Genomic DNA, 15,968 nt, shown 5'->3' with positions numbered 1-15,968 from the left:
CATTTTAGATCAAGTTGTTACCTGAAATGCTCAACCGCGATGGTGTAACATTTCGGCGCTAATCGATTATTAAATAAATTAATGCTTGCTTATTGATTAGAAGTAAGTCTACTATAGCGACATCGGTTTGATACACAGACCTTATGAAAGCAGTTTTAGTAAAGCAGTTCTCAGTTCAAGCGTTATCCTCAGATACTCTTCTTCATGAGCCTCCTCCCTAAGTGCCCCATAAGTTAATTTCTGCAAAACAGGCCATCTTCGCTGCTTAAGCGGCTCAAAAATATGAAAGGAAGTATCTATGTCTAACAAAATGACTGGTTTAGTAAAATGGTTTAACTCTGAGAAAGGCTTCGGCTTTATCACTCCTCAGGACGGTAGCAAGGACGTGTTTGTGCATTTCTCTGCTATCCAGAGTAACGATTTTAAAACATTAGACGAAGGTCAAAAAGTGGAGTTCTCTGTGGAGAATGGCGCTAAAGGCCCGTCTGCTGTTAACGTTGTCGCGCTGTAATCGCCGATAATTTCACTAATGCTTACGATAGCGATGAAGGCCAGAGCCTGAGCAGTTAAGTGACAGTGAAGAAAAAACCCGCGAAAGCGGGTTTTTTCGTTTTATGCGATTGCTCCGGACTTACGGTATCTGCGAAGCGCGTCCCAGATAGCTGTCCCAGTCCTTCCACACGGGCTGTAACCCCTGCGCCATTAGTGCTTCAGCAACGGCTTCTGGGCGACGGGCGTCGTGTGGGGAGAACTGTTCCAGTTCAGGATGGTTATCGGCATAACCGCCGGGCTGTGTTTTTGAGAAGGCGCTGACGTTGTTGATCGCCAGCGGGATCACATGATCACGGAACCATGGCGATTCGCGGGTGGAGAGCGACAGCTCAATTTCTGGCGCCAGTAAACGAAACGCGCAAATGGTTTGGACCAACTGTCGCTCGTCCATGATCGATGCGGGTTCAACGCCACCGGTGCATGGGCGCAGGCGAGGGAAGGAGATGGAGTAGCGGCTCTGCCAGTAATGCTGCTGCATCCACAGCAGATGTTCAGCCACCATATAGCAATCGACCCGCCAGCTGTCGGACAAACCAATCAACGCGCCAAGACCAATTTTGTCGATCCCTGCGCGGCCCAGCCTGTCCGGCGTTTCCAGTCGCCAGAAGAAATCCTGCTTTTTCCCCTTCAGATGGTGGCGAGCGTAAATCGCCTCATGATAACTCTCCTGATACACCATCACGCCATCCAGTCCCAGCGTCTTCAGCTCCGCATATTCAGCCTCTGACAGCGGCTGAACTTCCATCTGCAATGAGGCAAACTGGCGGCGAATGGTGGGCAAATGGCGACGAAAGTAATCCATTCCGACTTTTGCCTGATGTTCACCGGTGACCAACAACAGATGCTCAAAACCCAGCTCACGGATAGCGGTACACTCTCGTTTTATCTCATCTTCGTCCAGCGTTTTGCGTTTGATACGGTTGCTCATGGAAAAGCCGCAGTAGGTGCAGTCGTTGGCGCAAAGATTCGAGAGATACAGCGGAACATAAAAGCTGACCGTGTTGCCGAAGCGCTGCCGGGTCAGGCGCTGCGCTCGCTGTGCCAACGGCTCCAGAAAGTCGGCGGCGGCAGGGGAGAGCAACGCCATCAGATCGTCGCGACTAAGCTGTGAAGCGTTGAGGGCGTGCTCCACGTCAGCGGCGGTTTTACCGTTGATACGCAGGCGGATGTCATCCCAGTCAAGCTGGCGCCAGCGGTCGCTGAACGTTTTCATACGAAGGCCTCCAGGAATCCGGTTAACGGGCTGGTGGCGCTTGCCTGCGAACTTTTGCTTCCTGGTACCGCCTGGCGCGCCAGAAGGCCCGCTTCAACCGCCAGACGGAAGGCGGTAGCCATCGTGACCGGGCAGGCGGCCACGGCGATTGCCGTGTTGACCAGCACTGCGTCGGCACCCATTTCCAGCGCCTGTGTGGCGTGGCTGGGGACGCCGATACCCGCATCAACCACCACCGGTACGGTTGCCTGTTGGATAATAATCTCCAGCATCGCTTTCGTTTCCAGCCCCTGATTAGAACCGATGGGCGCGCCGAGCGGCATTACCGCCGCGCAGCCGACCTCTTCCAGCCGCTTACACAGCACCGGATCCGCGCCGCAGTAGGGCAGCACCACAAAGCCCTGTTTCACCAATGCTTCCGCGGCTTTTAACGTTTCAATCGGATCCGGCAATAGCCAGCGGGCGTCCGGGTGGATTTCTAATTTTAGCCAGTTTGTGCCCAGCGCTTCACGTGCCAGCTGGGCGGCGAAAATAGCCTCTTCCGCGGTTTTCGCCCCGGAGGTGTTAGGCAGTAGCGTCACCCCCGCGTCGATAAGTGGGGCCAGAATGGCATCGTTGTGCTGGCGTAAATCCACACGCTTCATCGCCAGCGTCACCAGTTGGCTGCCGGAGGCGCGGATCGCCTCGACCATCAGCTGCGACGAAGCAAATTTTCCGGTGCCGGTGAACAGATGTGAATCAAACGTTTTGTCGGCAATACGTAACATATCAACCCCCTGCAATAACCTGAAAAAGCAGGATCTGGTCGCCTTCCTGCACGATTTGCTGCTCCCACTGCTCGCGCGGCAGGATCTGCTGATTGAGCGCCAGCGCCGCTCCCGGTTTAAGTTGATTTAGCGCAGTGAGCAGCCCGCTGACGGTTTGTCCCTCGGCGCACTGCATCGGCTCATCATTGAACTGAATCTGCATGTTGTCCTCCGCAGACCGGGCAGCCGCTGGCACGACGCAGCGCGAGGCTGCGCCACTGGCTGGTTTTACCGTCGAACAGGCGTAGCTCTCCATTGGGAGTTTCAATGCCGCTGAGTAATTTAATCGCCTCCAGCGCCTGCAAGGTGCCCATCACGCCCACAACCGGGCCGACGATGCCGGCGGTGCGGCAGTTGCGTTCCGGCTCTACATCATCCGGCCACAGGCAACGGTAACAGCCTTGTTCCCACGGTGGCGTCAGTACCATTAGCTGGCCGCCAAAGCCCACAGCGCTGGCGGTGATGAGCGGAGTGTTGAGCATCACGCAGGCGGCGTTAATTTCCTGGCGCGTCGCCATGTTGTCGGTACAGTCGAGCACCACGTCGGCACGCGCTACCGCATGCCGGAGCGCCTCACCGGTCAGCCGCTGCTCAAGGACGACCAGCTCGCTGTCCGGATTAAGGCGTGCCAGATGTCGCTTTGCCGCCTGTGCTTTCGGGCGGGCGATATCATCGGTGGTGAACAATATTTGCCGTTGCAGGTTGCTCAGGTGAACGTCATCATCGTCCGCCAACGTCAGCGTGCCGACGCCCGCTCCCGCCAGATACAGTGCCGCAGGCGAGCCGAGTCCACCTAAACCGACGATCAGCACATGGCTATCGAGCAGCTTTTGTTGGCCCTCAATGGCAATGTCGCCGAGCAGGATCTGGCGGCTGTAGCGCATAAAATCGCGGTCATTCATCGCCGGCTCCCGCAATGTCCAGTAGCTGCGCTGTGGCTGCCTCCCAGTCTGCGGCGTGGGTTATGGCGCTGACCACGGCAATGCTGCCAACGCCGGTCGCCAGCACCGCTGGGGCGCGCTCAAGGCTGATGCCGCCGATAGCGACAGTAGGGTAATCCGCCAGTCGTTTACTATGGCTTGCCAACTGCGTGAGACCCTGCGGGGCCGACGGCATCTGCTTGGTTTGCGTCGGGAAGACATGACCCAGCGCGATATAAGAAGGCTTAGCAGCCAGCGCTACGTCTATCTCCATATCATCGTGAGTGGAAACACCCAGGCGTAGCCCCGCCGCCTGAATCGCCTTCAGGTCGGTGGTTTCGAGGTCTTCCTGGCCCAAATGCACGCCGTACGCGTTGTGCTTAATTGCCAGACTCCAGTAATCGTTGATAAACAGGCGAGCATCATAGCGACGCCCCAGCTCAATGGCGGCAATGACGTCGGCTTCGACCTCTTCATCACGTTTATCTTTAATGCGCAGTTGGATCGTGCGCACACCAGCCTGCAGCAAGCGTTCAATCCATTCAACGCTGTCTACCACCGGGTAAAGCCCGAGGCGGAACGGCACGGTCGGGAAATCAGGCTGGTACATCACGCCTCCTCTTTTTTGAGGTAGATTTCGCCGCCTTTGGCGAGGAAGTTCTCCGACATATCCGCCATTCCGATTTCAATGGTTTGTGCGGCGGCGTAGTCGCGGACCTCCTGGCTGATTTTCATCGAGCAGAACTTCGGCCCGCACATGGAGCAGAAGTGGGCAACCTTGCCGGACTCCTGTGGCAGGGTTTCATCGTGATAGGCGCGGGCGGTGAATGGGTCGAGTGCGAGGTTAAACTGGTCTTCCCAGCGGAATTCGAAGCGCGCTTTCGACATGGCGTTATCGCGGATCTGCGCTCCCGGATGGCCTTTGGCTAAATCAGCGGCATGGGCGGCAATCTTGTAGGTAATCAGCCCTTGCTTCACGTCTTCTTTGTTCGGCAGGCCAAGGTGCTCTTTTGGCGTGACGTAGCACAGCATCGCACAGCCAAACCAGCCGATCATCGCCGCACCAATGCCGGAGGTGAAGTGGTCATAGCCCGGCGCGATATCTGTCGTCAACGGCCCTAAGGTGTAGAACGGCGCTTCATGGCAGTGCTCCAGCTCTTCGGTCATATTGCGCTGGATCATATGCATCGGCACATGACCCGGGCCTTCAATCATCACCTGCACGTCGTATTCCCAGGCGATTTTGGTCAGTTCGCCCAGCGTATGCAGCTCGGAGAACTGCGCCTCGTCGTTGGCATCCTGAATCGAGCCTGGACGCAGGCCGTCGCCGAGAGAGAGCGAAACGTCATAGGCGGCACAGATTTCGCAAATCTCGCGGAAATGTTCAAACAGGAAGTTCTCTTTGTGATGAGAGAGACACCATTTCGCCATGATCGAACCGCCGCGCGAGACAATACCTGTCAGGCGTTTGGCGGTCATCGGCACGTAGCGCAGCAGTACGCCCGCGTGAATGGTGAAGTAGTCGACGCCCTGTTCGGCTTGTTCGAGCAGCGTGTCGCGGAAGGCTTCCCAGGTGAGATCTTCAGCGATCCCGTTAACCTTCTCCAGCGCCTGGTAGATCGGTACGGTACCGATCGGCACCGGGCTGTTACGCAGGATCCACTCGCGGGTTTCGTGAATATAGCGGCCGGTGGAGAGGTCCATCACCGTATCTGCGCCCCAGCGGGTCGACCACACCAGCTTCTCCACCTCTTCTTCAATGGAGGAGGTCACCGCCGAGTTACCGATGTTGGCGTTCACCTTCACCAGGAAGTTGCGGCCGATGATCATCGGCTCGGATTCCGGGTGGTTGATGTTGGCAGGAATAATCGCGCGGCCCGCAGCGACTTCATCACGCACGAATTCCGGGGTGATGTTTTCCGGCAGGCGAGCGCCAAAGTTCATCCCTGGATGCTGATGGCGCAGCACTTCACTACGAATGCGCTCGCGGCCCATGTTTTCACGGATGGCGATAAATTCCATCTCCGGGGTAACCATCCCCTGACGGGCATAGTGCAACTGGGTAACGCGCTTGCCGGCTTTGGCGCGTTTTGGCGTCAGCAGGCCGCTGAAACGCAGCTCGTCCAGGCCATCGTCGGCCAGACGTTCTTTGGTATAAGCGGAGCTACGGTCGTCTAATTCTTCGCTATCATTACGCGCCGCAATCCACGGCTGGCGCAGTTTCGCCAGACCCTGCTGAACGTTAATCGCCACATCAGGATCGCCGTACGGCCCGGAGGTGTCGTACACCGGCACGGCTTCGTTCTCTTCAAACTGCGGGTTGTCTTTCGTACCACCAATCAGCGTAGGACTTAGCTGGATTTCGCGCATCGGGATGCGAATATCCGCCTGCGAACCGGTGATGTAGATGCGTTTTGAGTTAGGAAAGGCGGTACCTTCCAGCGTGTCGATAAAGTGTTGGGCTTGGGCGCGCTGTTCGCGGCGTGATGGTTTAGTAGTGGCAGACATAGCTCATTCCAAATAAAAGTAAGGATATGGCTTGTCAGACGACGGATGAAGCAAGAGAGACGAACGCCAAAGGGCGATACGGTTGTAGATTGACTCTTGTTCCCTTCGCAGGTTTTAACCTGATCAGGTTCCGCGGATCCCGAATTAACGGTCTCAGCCTTTTCCACTCATGCTGCTGTGGAAAATAAGCACTCCGACAAGAAGTAACCTCAAAAAGAGGTAATGAATGTAAATTACGCGTTAATGTCGCAAATCTCAAGCAGGACGTTTGATCATGCCACTCTCGTGCATCGCATCAAAAACCAGCATGATCAGCTTATCTTCCAGCACGAACCGGGCTTCCAGCGCCTCGCCGATATCCGATAAGGCCTGTTGAAATTCAAGGAAGTTATCGTGATCAATGGCGGTCTCCAGACTGGAATCATAGTAGTCCATGATCAGTTGCGTATTGGCTTCCAGGAGCGGCCAAATTTTTGTGGCTTTTAAAAGCTGCCCGTTCCCTTCCAATTTATGGAGAATACGTTCATAAATACTGAAGTGTCCGGTGGAAAGGTAATCGACCAGGCTCTGGCAAAAATCATCCAGCGCCTTTTCATTGAGCCGCATGTACGATTCTTTGCCTGGCTTAATGCCAACCAGATTGTAGTAAGCCACGAGCAGGTGCTTACGTACATGTAGCCAGCGATCAACCAGTTTGTTACTTCCTCCGACGTGCTCCGTCAGGCTTTCCAGCTGGTTTAGCATGATTGACTCCGCAAGATGGTGTTTAGGAACGGCTCACCCGTAAATGTAAAAATAATGTAAACAACATGCCTGTGAAGCAAAGGTTGCGCAAGAGATATGGATCGTATAATTGAAAAATTAGATAGCGGCTGGTGGATTGTCAGTCATGAGCAAAAGTTATGGTTGCCTCATGGCGAACTGCCTTACGGCGACGCAGCAAGTTTTGATCTAACCGGGCAGCGCGCACTTCCTATAGGCGAATGGGAAGGGGAGACGGTCTGGCTGGTGCAGCAGCAGCGTCGGCACGATATGGGGTCTGTGCGCCAGGTCATTGACCAGGATGTTGGCCTGTTTCAACTGGCCGGACGCGGCGTACAACTGGCCGAGTTCTACCGCTCACATAAATTCTGCGGTTACTGCGGTCATCCCATGCACCCGAGTAAAACGGAATGGGCGATGCTGTGTAGCCACTGTCGAGAACGCTACTACCCGCAAATTGCCCCCTGCATTATCGTCGCTATTCGCCGTGACGACGCTATCCTGCTTGCCCAACATGTTCGCCATCGTAACGGCGTGCATACCGTGCTGGCGGGTTTTGTCGAAGTGGGCGAGACCCTCGAGCAGGCGGTGGCGCGCGAAGTCATGGAAGAGAGCGGCATTAAGGTGAAAAACCTGCGCTACGTCACTTCTCAGCCGTGGCCGTTCCCACAGTCTTTGATGACCGCATTTATGGCAGAGTATGATAGCGGCGAAATTGTTATTGACCCGAAAGAACTGCTGGAAGCGAACTGGTATCGCTACGACGATTTACCGCTCCTGCCCCCGCCGGGCACCGTCGCGCGTCGATTGATTGAAGATACCGTCGCCCTCTGCCGAGCAGAGTATGAGTGACACACATGTTACACTGGCGTGAAATAGCTCAAGGAATGGAAAAATGACCGAACTGAAGAACGATCGTTATCTGCGTGCGCTGCTGCGCCAGCCCGTTGATGTCACTCCGGTATGGATGATGCGCCAGGCGGGCCGCTATCTACCGGAATATAAAGCCACGCGCGCCGAAGCGGGCGATTTTATGGCGCTGTGCAAAAATGCCGAGCTGGCCTGCGAAGTCACGCTGCAGCCGCTGCGTCGCTATAAGCTTGATGCGGCGATCCTCTTTTCGGATATCCTGACGATTCCCGATGCGATGGGACTTGGGCTGTATTTTGAAGCAGGAGAGGGCCCACGCTTTACCTCACCGATCGTCAGCAAGGCTGACGTCGACAAACTGCCGATCCCGGACCCGGAAGATGGACTGGGTTATGTGATGAATGCGGTGCGCACTATCCGCCGTGAACTGAAAGGCGAAGTGCCGCTGATCGGCTTCTCTGGTAGCCCGTGGACACTGGCTACCTATATGGTCGAAGGCGGCAGTAGTAAGGCCTTCACCGTGATTAAAAAGATGATGTACGCCGATCCAAAGGCGCTGCATCTGCTGCTTGATAAGCTGGCGAAGAGCGTCACTCTGTACCTGAACGCGCAGATCAAAGCGGGCGCGCAGTCGGTAATGATTTTCGACACCTGGGGCGGTGTGCTGACCGGTCGCGACTATCAGCAGTTCTCCCTGTACTACATGCACAAAATCGTCGACGGCCTGATGCGCGAGAACGAAGGTCGTCGCGTACCGGTGACGCTGTTCACCAAAGGCGGTGGTCAGTGGCTGGAAGCGATGGCGGAAACCGGCTGTGATGCGTTAGGTCTGGACTGGACCACTGACATTGCCGATGCGCGTCGTCGTGTAGGTCATAAAGTGGCACTGCAGGGCAATATGGATCCGTCCATGCTGTATGCGCCGCCAGCCCGCATCGAAGAAGAGGTGACGACGATTCTGGCCGGTTTTGGTCAGGGTGAAGGCCATGTCTTTAACCTGGGCCACGGCATTCATCAGGATGTCCCGCCAGAGCATGCGGGTGTCTTCGTGGAGGCGGTACATCGGTTGTCGGAACAGTATCACCGCTAAGGAGTCATTATGGATCTTGCGTCATTACGCGCACAGCAGCTTGAACTGGCCTCTTCAGTGATCCGCGAGGATCGCCTGAGGAGCGATCCGCCGGATCTGATCGGCGGGGCGGACGTTGGGTTCGAGCAGGGGGGCGAAGTGACGCGAGCCGCGATGGTCTTACTGAAGTACCCCTCGCTGGAACTGGTTGAATACAAGGTGGCGCGAATCGCCACCACCATGCCCTACATTCCTGGCTTTCTCTCCTTTCGCGAAACACCCGCGCTGATGGCCGCCTGGCAGCAGCTTTCGCACAAGCCTGATCTGCTATTCGTTGACGGTCACGGGATTTCTCACCCTCGCCGTCTGGGCGTGGCCAGCCATTTTGGCCTGCTGGTGGATGTCCCGACGATTGGCGTGGCGAAAAAACGGTTGTGCGGCAAGTTTGAGCCGCTCGCCGCCGAACCCGGAGCGTTAGCGCCGTTGTTGGATAAAGGCGAACAGCTGGCATGGGTTTGGCGCAGCAAAGCACGCTGTAACCCGCTGTTTATCTCTACGGGTCATCGCGTGAGCCAGGACAGCGCGTTAGCGTGGGTACAACGCTGTATGAACGGCTATCGTCTGCCGGAACCAACACGCTGGGCAGATGCGGTGGCATCCGAACGCCCTGCTTTTACGCGGCTTGCAGCAAAAACGCCCCATATCGGGTAAACTGCCGCTAATTTCCGTATTTGAGAACTCATCATGTTACAAAATCCGATTCACCTGCGTCTGGAGAAGCTTGAAAGCTGGCAGCACGTCACGTTTATGGCCTGTCTGTGCGAACGCATGTACCCCAACTACGCCATGTTCTGTAAGCAAACCGAATTTGGCGATGGACAAATTTACCGCCGAATTCTGGATTTGATTTGGGAAGCGCTGACGGTTAAAGACGCGAAAATCAATTTCGATAGCCAGTTGGAAAAATTTGAAGAGGCTATTCCTTCAGCAGACGATTACGATTTGTACGGCGTTTATCCGGCGATTGATGCCTGTGTGGCATTAAGCGAACTGATGCATTCGCGTCTTAGCGGTGAAACGCTGGAACATGCAATTGAGGTTAGTAAGGCTTCGATTACGACGGTGGCGATGCTGGAAATGACCCAGGCTGGTCGCGAAATGACCGATGAAGAGCTCAAAGAGAACCCGGCCGTTGAGCAAGAATGGGATATTCAGTGGGAAATTTTCCGACTTTTAGCCGACTGTGAAGAACGCGATATTGAGCTGATAAAAGGGCTTCGTGCAGACCTGCGCGAGGCTGGCGAGAGCAATATTGGTATAAATTTTCAGCAATGACACCATAAAACGTGATTTAACGCCTGATTTGTCGTGCCTGAAGGCTTCCCATCCGCCCCCGGTCTGGTCTACATTTGGGGGGCGAAAAAAAGTGGCTATCGGTGCGTGTATGCAGGAGAGTGCTTTTCTGGCATTTCCGTCGCACTCGATGCTTAGCAAGCGATAAACACATTGTAAGGATAACTTATGAACAAGACTCAACTGATTGATGTAATTGCAGACAAAGCAGAACTGTCTAAAACACAGGCTAAAGCTGCTCTGGAATCCACTCTGGCTGCTATTACTGAGTCTCTGAAAGAAGGCGATGCTGTACAACTGGTTGGTTTCGGTACCTTCAAAGTGAACCACCGTGCTGAGCGCACTGGCCGCAACCCGCAGACCGGTAAAGAAATCAAAATTGCCGCAGCTAACGTACCGGCATTTGTTTCTGGTAAAGCACTGAAAGACGCGGTTAAGTAATTCGCGTGGCAGTGAACAGTTTTATCGAAGGGGCGGTTTCGCCCCTTTTGTCCATCTGGCGTCATTCGCTTTGGCTTTCAGGTGTGCTGTTACTGTCTGCCTGTAGTCGCCACTCTGAGCTTCCTCCATTCACGGCCAGCGGCTATGTTGGCGATCAGGGGGCGGTACGCATTTGGCGTAAAGATTCCAGCGACGATGTTCACTTGCTCTCGGTATTTAGTCCGTGGCGTAAAGGCGATACCACCACCAGTGAATACCGCTGGCAGGGTGATTCGCTCTCGCTGATAGAACTCAACACTTACAGTAAACCACCGGAACATGTCCGTATACGCTTTGATGACCGGGGCGAACTGAGTTTCATGCAGCGTGAAGTCGATGGGCAAAAGCAGCAGCTTTCCAGCGATCAAATTGCGCTTTACCGCTATCGTGCCGATCAAATCCGCCAGACCAGCGATGCGTTGCGTCAGGGACGGGTGATATTGCGTCAGGGACGCTGGCATGCGAATAACACAGTCACGACCTGTGAAGGTGAAACACTGAAGCCCGATCTGGAATCGTGGGCGATAAACCACATTGAGCGCCGCCAGAGCCATTCATCTGTAGAAGTGAGTGTGGCATGGCTGGAAGCGCCCGAAGGGTCGCAGCTACTGCTGGTCGCTAATGAAGATTTTTGTCACTGGCAGCCTACTGCCAAAACCTTCTGAAAACCTGATGCCAGGACATCGGGCCAGATAAGGTGAGGCCGCCATCCGGCAAAAACCGTTTACCAGTGGCCCATTCCCATATGGCCGCCGCGATGGTTACCGCCACCGCCGCACCCGCCGTAGCCCATTCCCGCTCCGCGAGGTACGCCTGCCTGGGCCATTGCGACATCGCGTTTAACGCGCTGCTCATCCAGTGACTGATTCAACGCCTCCATCTCCTTTGCCACGGCATTAATTTTTGCTGTGTCTGGCGAGCTGGCTGTTAGCAACGCGTTGTACTCATAACGTTTAGAGGTCAGCTGTTGGCGCAAGGCGTTGGTCTGCGAGTAGTAATCATCATAGATTTTCTGCGCGGTAGCCTGCTGCTCAGTGGTCATTGGCGTACCGCCTCGTTGCTGCATTCCATCACCATATCCCCAGTGATTCTGCGCCAGCGCCGGGGTAGAGCCCAACGCGATAAGAGAGAGTGCAATCAGCGCCAGTTTGTTGTTCCGTTTCATGGGTCGTTCTCCTGTTGGTTAGATTACATTTCCTATTGCATCTTCCGTGCCAAAGCGGCAATCCCGCTCCCGCGCGCGGTTGTAGTCGTGGCCTTCACAGGGCGACGAGTAAAAATGACTCGCCAGAACGCGCCGGCGGGTCATTTTTACCCGCTACTTTCAGCGGATTGTGTCTGAGGGCAGGGTTATCACGGAGAAAAAATGGCATGATTTCTGCTGTATACCTGCAACGATGAAAGGAACAGGTGGGATAAAGGGAGAGCGTATGCGTCTTTATAAGGACACGGCGGCCAAGTGGTTGAGCCGACTCTTGCTGGCGGCAATCCTGATTTTGGTCGGTTGGTTTTCGATTATGACCATTCGGGACTATGGGCGGGAAAGCGGTGCCGCGCGGCAAACGCTACTGGAAAAAGGCAGCGTGCTCATCCGCGCTCTGGAGTCTGGTACGCGCGTAGGTATGGGGATGCGCATGCATCATGCTCAACAGCAGACGCTGCTGGAGGAAATGGCCGTACAACCAGGCGTGCTATGGTTTGCCGTCGTTGACGATCATGGCGTCATTATTACTCATAGCAATTCCGCGATGGTCGGTAAAACGCTCTATTCACCGGATGTCCTGCGGCAATTAAGCCCCGGGGAACAAGAAAGCTGGCGGAATATTGACATGCCTACGGGGGACGGTGAAAAAACACCGGTCCTGGAAATTTATCGTCAGTTTCAGCCTATGTATGGTTCAGGACGTCATGGCATGGCGCGCTGTGCCAGCAATGACGGACAGCTTATTACCCCCGCACAAACCATATTTATCGCTTTTGATGCCAGCGATCTGGCTGCGACTCAGGCAAGAGAGTGGCGTAACACCCTGATTGTCCTGTCTGCGCTGGCGGCCGTGCTGCTGGCCACTGTGCTGACGTTCTTCTGGTATCAGCGCTATCAGCGCTCGTACAAAGAACTGCAGGATGCGATGAAGCGTAAAGAAAAACTGATGGCGCTCGGGCATCTGGCTGCCGGGGTCGCGCATGAGATTCGAAACCCGCTTTCATCGATCAAAGGTTTAGCGAAGTATTTTGCCGAACGAACTCCGGCTGGTGGCGAGTCGCATGAGCTGGCACAGGTGATGGCGAAAGAGGCGGACCGTTTAAATCGGGTGGTGAGCGAACTGCTGGAGCTGGTGAAACCTGCGCATCTGACGCTGCAACAGGTGGATCTCAATGAGGTCATCACCCACTCATTAAACCTGGTGAGTCAGGATGCGGCAAGCCGGGAAATCCAGCTACGTTTTTCGGCCAGTTCCACGCTGCCCGCTATTCAGGCCGATCCCGACCGACTGACTCAGGTTCTGTTGAATCTGTATCTGAACGCCATTCATGCGATTGGTCGTCAGGGCACGATTACGGTTGAAGCGAGTGAAAGCAGCGGCGATCGCGTTAAAATCGTGGTTATTGATAGCGGGAAAGGGATTGCCGCGGAACAGCTGGAGGCCATTTTTACGCCTTACTTCACGACTAAAGCGGATGGAACCGGCCTTGGGCTGGCGGTAGTGCAGAACATAATTGAACAGCACGGTGGTACCATTCATGTGGCAAGCGTTGAGGGCAAAGGCGCAACCTTTACCCTCTGGCTGCCAACCAACGCGAAACAACAGGATTAACAAGGATGACGCGCGGAAAAATCAATATTCTGGTGGTAGATGACGATATCAGCCACTGCACCATTTTACAGGCGCTGCTGCGCGGCTGGGGTTATGAGGTCGCGCTGGCCTATAGCGGGCAAGCGGCACTGGAACAGGTGCGTGAACGCGTATTTGATTTAGTGCTGTGCGATGTGCGTATGGCGGAGATGGACGGCATCGCAACGCTGAAAGAGATTAAAGCGCTGAATTCGGCGATTCCGGTATTGATCATGACGGCGTTCTCCAGCGTGGAGACCGCCGTTGAGGCGCTGAAAACCGGGGCGCTGGACTACTTAATCAAGCCGCTGGATTTTGATCGCCTGCAGGAGACGCTGGAAAAGGCGCTGGCGCATACGCGGGAAACGGGCGCTGAACTGCCGTCAGGGTCGGCTGCGCAGTTTGGCATGATTGGCAGCAGTCCGGCGATGCGGCAGTTGATCAATGAAATCGCGATGGTTGCGCCCTCGGATGCAACGGTGCTCATTCACGGAGACTCCGGTACGGGGAAAGAGCTGGTGGCCCGGGCGCTGCATGCCAGCAGTGCCCGCTGTGATAAACCGCTGGTGACGCTGAACTGTGCATCGCTTAATGAATCGCTGCTGGAGTCCGAACTTTTTGGTCACGAGAAAGGCGCGTTTACCGGTGCGGATAAGCGGCGGGAAGGGCGCTTTGTGGAAGCCGAAGGCGGCACGTTATTTCTTGATGAAATTGGCGATATCTCACCGCTAATGCAGGTGCGTCTGCTGCGGGCAATCCAGGAGCGGGAAGTGCAACGGGTTGGCAGCAACCAGACTATTGCGGTTGATGTCCGGCTGATCGCCGCCACACATCGCGATCTGGCGGAGGAAGTGAACGCCGGGCGCTTTCGTCAGGATCTCTACTATCGCCTGAACGTCATCACTATTGAAATGCCTGCGCTGTGCCAGCGCCGGGAAGATATTCCGCTGCTGGCCGAACATTTTCTCCAGCGTTTTGCCACACGTAACCGAAAAGCGGTGAAGGGCTTTACTCCGCAGGCGATGGATCTGCTGATCCACTATGACTGGCCGGGTAATATCCGTGAGCTGGAAAATGCGATTGAGCGTTCGGTGGTGCTGCTAACGGGGGAATATATTTCCGAACGCGAGCTGCCGATGGCGATTGCCGCGACACCGATAAAAACGGAATACAGTGGCGAGATCCAACCGCTGGTGGATGTCGAAAAAGAAGTGATTCTGGCGGCGCTGGAAAAAACGGGCGGCAATAAAACCGAAGCCGCCCGTCAGTTAGGTATTACGCGCAAAACGCTGCTGGCTAAGCTCAGCCGTTAGTTTTGCTCACGTTCGATGGCGCGCCAGCCGATGTCGTTACGGCTGAAGCTGCCGTCCCAACGGATGTCGGTCATCAGGGCGTAGGCACGCTGCTGCGCCTCGGCAACGGTGTTGCCCAGCGCGGTGGCGCACAGGACGCGACCGCCGTTGGTCAGCACGCGATCGTCAGCGGACAGTTTGGTGCCCGCGTGGAACACTTTACCGTCAGCGACTTCTTCCAGCGGCAGGCCGTGGATCTCATCGCCAGTATTGTAGTTGCCCGGATAACCCCCTGCGGCAATCACTACGCCCAAAGAGGCGCGTTCGTCCCACTCAGAGGTTTTCTCATCCAGCTTGCCATCACAGGCGGCAAGGCACAGCTCCACCAGATCCGATTTCATACGCAGCATAATCGGCTGGGTTTCCGGATCGCCGAAGCGGCAGTTGAACTCGATAACCTTCGGGTTGCCCTGTTTGTCGATCATCAGACCCGCGTACAGGAAACCGGTGTAAGTGTTCCCTTCCGCCGCCATGCCTTTTACGGTTGGCCAGATGATGCGTTCCATGGTGCGCTGATGAACGTCGCCAGTCACCACCGGTGCAGGTGAGTAAGCGCCCATACCGCCGGTATTCGGACCGGTATCGCCGTTGCCCACGCGTTTGTGGTCCTGGCTGGTGGCCATTGGCAGCACGTGCTCGCCGTCAACCATCACGATAAAGCTCGCTTCTTCACCGTCGAGGAACTCTTCGATAACGATACGGTGGCCCGCATCGCCAAAAGCGTTACCTGCCAGCATGTCATGAACAGCGGCTTCGGCTTCCTCCAGCGTCATCGCGACGATAACGCCTTTACCGGCGGCCAGGCCGTCGGCCTTGATAACGATCGGCGCGCCTTTCTCACGCAGATAGGCCAGCGCAGGCTCAATCTCGGTGAAGTTCTGATACTCCGCCGTTGGAATGTTATGACGGGCAAGGAAATCTTTGGTGAAGGCTTTGGAGCCTTCCAACTGCGCTGCACCTTCGGTTGGGCCGAAGATTTTCAGACCGGCGGCGCGAAACGCATCGACCACGCCAATTACCAGAGGCGCTTCTGGGCCAACGATGGTCAGATCGATCTTCTCATTCTGGGCAAAGCTCAGCAGCGCCGGAATATCGGTCACGCCGATTGCCACGTTTTGCAGCGCAGGTTCCAGCGCGGTGCCCGCGTTGCCTGGTGCGACAAATACCGTTTCGACTTTTGGCGACTGCGCCGCTTTCCAGGCCAGCGCGTGTTCGCGCCCCCCGTTGCCAATCACTAATACTTTCATCG

Annotated in this window: 18 protein-coding genes and 1 riboswitch; of the genes, 9 read left to right on the top strand and 9 right to left on the bottom strand. The window is 55.5% G+C overall.

Features of this window, described 5'->3' with window-relative positions; translation table 11 throughout:
* Positions 1 to 298 precede the first annotated feature (298 nt).
* On the top strand, positions 299 to 511 hold the full coding sequence (locus HV352_RS22135; RefSeq protein WP_016155304.1) for an RNA chaperone/antiterminator CspA: 213 nt from the start codon (positions 299 to 301) through the stop codon (positions 509 to 511).
* 120 nt (positions 512 to 631) lie between these two features.
* On the opposite strand, the gene thiH is transcribed toward HV352_RS22135, so the two are convergent.
* The 7 genes from thiH to HV352_RS22100 form a co-directional block, all read right to left on the bottom strand.
* Complete coding sequence (thiH, locus tag HV352_RS22130; RefSeq protein ID WP_049270237.1) at positions 632 to 1,765, bottom strand: 2-iminoacetate synthase ThiH; 1,134 nt, start codon at positions 1,763 to 1,765, stop codon at positions 632 to 634.
* On the bottom strand, positions 1,762 to 2,532 hold the full coding sequence (thiG, locus tag HV352_RS22125) for a thiazole synthase (protein ID WP_049043218.1): 771 nt from the start codon (positions 2,530 to 2,532) through the stop codon (positions 1,762 to 1,764). Before thiG ends, thiH begins: the two co-directional genes overlap by 4 nt.
* A 1-nt stretch (position 2,533) precedes the next feature.
* Positions 2,534 to 2,734: a sulfur carrier protein ThiS gene (gene thiS, locus HV352_RS22120; RefSeq protein ID WP_016155307.1), complete on the bottom strand. Its 201-nt coding sequence runs from the start codon at positions 2,732 to 2,734 to the stop codon at positions 2,534 to 2,536.
* The gene (locus HV352_RS22115) at positions 2,715 to 3,473 is read right to left on the bottom strand and encodes a HesA/MoeB/ThiF family protein (RefSeq protein ID WP_016155308.1); all 759 of its coding nucleotides are present in this window, start codon (positions 3,471 to 3,473) and stop codon (positions 2,715 to 2,717) included. The genes thiS and HV352_RS22115 overlap by 20 nt, the downstream gene beginning before the upstream one ends.
* A complete protein-coding gene (thiE, locus tag HV352_RS22110) occupies positions 3,466 to 4,101 on the bottom strand; it encodes a thiamine phosphate synthase (RefSeq protein WP_181635089.1) in 636 nt (211 codons plus the stop codon). Before thiE ends, HV352_RS22115 begins: the two co-directional genes overlap by 8 nt.
* Positions 4,101 to 5,999 (bottom strand): phosphomethylpyrimidine synthase ThiC, encoded by a 1,899-nt coding sequence (gene thiC / locus HV352_RS22105; protein ID WP_016157946.1) that lies wholly within the window; start codon positions 5,997 to 5,999, stop codon positions 4,101 to 4,103. Before thiC ends, thiE begins: the two co-directional genes overlap by 1 nt.
* An 83-nt stretch (positions 6,000 to 6,082) precedes the next feature.
* Positions 6,083 to 6,205, bottom strand: a riboswitch (TPP riboswitch).
* Positions 6,206 to 6,254: 49 nt separating this feature from the next.
* Positions 6,255 to 6,743, bottom strand: a complete 489-nt coding sequence (locus tag HV352_RS22100) for an Rsd/AlgQ family anti-sigma factor (RefSeq protein ID WP_016155311.1) — start codon at positions 6,741 to 6,743, stop codon at positions 6,255 to 6,257.
* Positions 6,744 to 6,839: 96 nt separating this feature from the next.
* On the opposite strand from HV352_RS22100, the gene nudC reads away from it, so the two are divergent.
* The 6 genes from nudC to HV352_RS22070 all read left to right on the top strand — a co-directional run bounded on the left by nudC (position 6,840) and on the right by HV352_RS22070 (position 11,198).
* Positions 6,840 to 7,613 (top strand): NAD(+) diphosphatase, encoded by a 774-nt coding sequence (nudC, locus tag HV352_RS22095; RefSeq protein ID WP_016155312.1) that lies wholly within the window; start codon positions 6,840 to 6,842, stop codon positions 7,611 to 7,613.
* A gap of 43 nt (positions 7,614 to 7,656) precedes the next feature.
* On the top strand, positions 7,657 to 8,721 hold the full coding sequence (gene hemE / locus HV352_RS22090; protein WP_016157947.1) for a uroporphyrinogen decarboxylase: 1,065 nt from the start codon (positions 7,657 to 7,659) through the stop codon (positions 8,719 to 8,721).
* Positions 8,722 to 8,730: 9 nt separating this feature from the next.
* Positions 8,731 to 9,411 (top strand): deoxyribonuclease V, encoded by a 681-nt coding sequence (gene nfi / locus HV352_RS22085; protein ID WP_047416002.1) that lies wholly within the window; start codon positions 8,731 to 8,733, stop codon positions 9,409 to 9,411.
* 33 nt (positions 9,412 to 9,444) lie between these two features.
* The gene (locus HV352_RS22080; protein WP_003842015.1) at positions 9,445 to 10,035 is read left to right on the top strand and encodes a YjaG family protein; all 591 of its coding nucleotides are present in this window, start codon (positions 9,445 to 9,447) and stop codon (positions 10,033 to 10,035) included.
* Between the two features lie 186 nt (positions 10,036 to 10,221).
* Complete coding sequence (gene hupA, locus HV352_RS22075) at positions 10,222 to 10,494, top strand: nucleoid-associated protein HU-alpha (protein ID WP_001044509.1); 273 nt, start codon at positions 10,222 to 10,224, stop codon at positions 10,492 to 10,494.
* Between the two features lie 11 nt (positions 10,495 to 10,505).
* On the top strand, positions 10,506 to 11,198 hold the full coding sequence (locus HV352_RS22070; protein WP_047359007.1) for a DUF1481 domain-containing protein: 693 nt from the start codon (positions 10,506 to 10,508) through the stop codon (positions 11,196 to 11,198).
* 59 nt (positions 11,199 to 11,257) lie between these two features.
* Here HV352_RS22070 and zraP read toward each other — a convergent pair whose 3' ends face one another.
* Positions 11,258 to 11,698, bottom strand: a complete 441-nt coding sequence (gene zraP, locus HV352_RS22065; protein ID WP_016155316.1) for a zinc resistance sensor/chaperone ZraP — start codon at positions 11,696 to 11,698, stop codon at positions 11,258 to 11,260.
* A gap of 265 nt (positions 11,699 to 11,963) precedes the next feature.
* Here zraP and zraS point away from each other — a divergent pair, with 265 nt between their 5' ends.
* Positions 11,964 to 13,349 carry a two-component system sensor histidine kinase ZraS gene (gene zraS, locus HV352_RS22060; RefSeq protein WP_019078472.1) on the top strand — a complete coding sequence of 462 codons (1,386 nt, stop codon included), beginning with the start codon at positions 11,964 to 11,966 and terminating at the stop codon, positions 13,347 to 13,349.
* A 5-nt stretch (positions 13,350 to 13,354) separates the two neighbouring features.
* On the top strand, positions 13,355 to 14,680 hold the full coding sequence (gene zraR / locus HV352_RS22055; RefSeq protein WP_049043230.1) for a sigma-54-dependent response regulator transcription factor ZraR: 1,326 nt from the start codon (positions 13,355 to 13,357) through the stop codon (positions 14,678 to 14,680).
* On the opposite strand, the gene purD is transcribed toward zraR, so the two are convergent.
* Positions 14,677 to 15,966: a phosphoribosylamine--glycine ligase gene (gene purD / locus HV352_RS22050; protein WP_155574834.1), complete on the bottom strand. Its 1,290-nt coding sequence runs from the start codon at positions 15,964 to 15,966 to the stop codon at positions 14,677 to 14,679. The two genes, zraR and purD, sit on opposite strands and share 4 nt — an antisense overlap.
* Between the last annotated feature and the right edge of the window lie 2 nt (positions 15,967 to 15,968).

The organism is Citrobacter sp. RHBSTW-01044 (genome assembly GCF_013781945.1).
GTDB classification, from domain to species: Bacteria; Pseudomonadota; Gammaproteobacteria; order Enterobacterales; family Enterobacteriaceae; genus Citrobacter; species Citrobacter braakii.
Note: the sequence above shows the minus strand (reverse complement) of the source record. Positions and strands in the feature narration are given on the sequence as shown.

Bases quoted from the DNA above. Each gene is read 5' to 3' on its own strand.
- HV352_RS22135 (WP_016155304.1), top strand. From the start codon at position 299: ATGTCTAACAAAATGACTGGTTTAGTAAAATGGTTTAACTCTGAGAAA.
- thiS (WP_016155307.1), bottom strand. From the start codon at position 2,734: ATGCAGATTCAGTTCAATGATGAGCCGATGCAGTGCGCCGAGGGACAA.
- purD (WP_155574834.1), bottom strand. From the start codon at position 15,966: ATGAAAGTATTAGTGATTGGCAACGGGGGGCGCGAACACGCGCTGGCC.
- HV352_RS22115 (WP_016155308.1), bottom strand. From the start codon at position 3,473: ATGAATGACCGCGATTTTATGCGCTACAGCCGCCAGATCCTGCTCGGC.
- thiG (WP_049043218.1), bottom strand. From the start codon at position 2,532: ATGTTACGTATTGCCGACAAAACGTTTGATTCACATCTGTTCACCGGC.
- zraP (WP_016155316.1), bottom strand. From the start codon at position 11,698: ATGAAACGGAACAACAAACTGGCGCTGATTGCACTCTCTCTTATCGCG.
- nudC (WP_016155312.1), top strand. From the start codon at position 6,840: ATGGATCGTATAATTGAAAAATTAGATAGCGGCTGGTGGATTGTCAGT.
- thiH (WP_049270237.1), bottom strand. From the start codon at position 1,765: ATGAAAACGTTCAGCGACCGCTGGCGCCAGCTTGACTGGGATGACATC.
- zraS (WP_019078472.1), top strand. From the start codon at position 11,964: ATGCGTCTTTATAAGGACACGGCGGCCAAGTGGTTGAGCCGACTCTTG.
- HV352_RS22080 (WP_003842015.1), top strand. From the start codon at position 9,445: ATGTTACAAAATCCGATTCACCTGCGTCTGGAGAAGCTTGAAAGCTGG.
- thiE (WP_181635089.1), bottom strand. From the start codon at position 4,101: ATGTACCAGCCTGATTTCCCGACCGTGCCGTTCCGCCTCGGGCTTTAC.
- nfi (WP_047416002.1), top strand. From the start codon at position 8,731: ATGGATCTTGCGTCATTACGCGCACAGCAGCTTGAACTGGCCTCTTCA.
- HV352_RS22100 (WP_016155311.1), bottom strand. From the start codon at position 6,743: ATGCTAAACCAGCTGGAAAGCCTGACGGAGCACGTCGGAGGAAGTAAC.
- hemE (WP_016157947.1), top strand. From the start codon at position 7,657: ATGACCGAACTGAAGAACGATCGTTATCTGCGTGCGCTGCTGCGCCAG.
- zraR (WP_049043230.1), top strand. From the start codon at position 13,355: ATGACGCGCGGAAAAATCAATATTCTGGTGGTAGATGACGATATCAGC.
- thiC (WP_016157946.1), bottom strand. From the start codon at position 5,999: ATGTCTGCCACTACTAAACCATCACGCCGCGAACAGCGCGCCCAAGCC.
- hupA (WP_001044509.1), top strand. From the start codon at position 10,222: ATGAACAAGACTCAACTGATTGATGTAATTGCAGACAAAGCAGAACTG.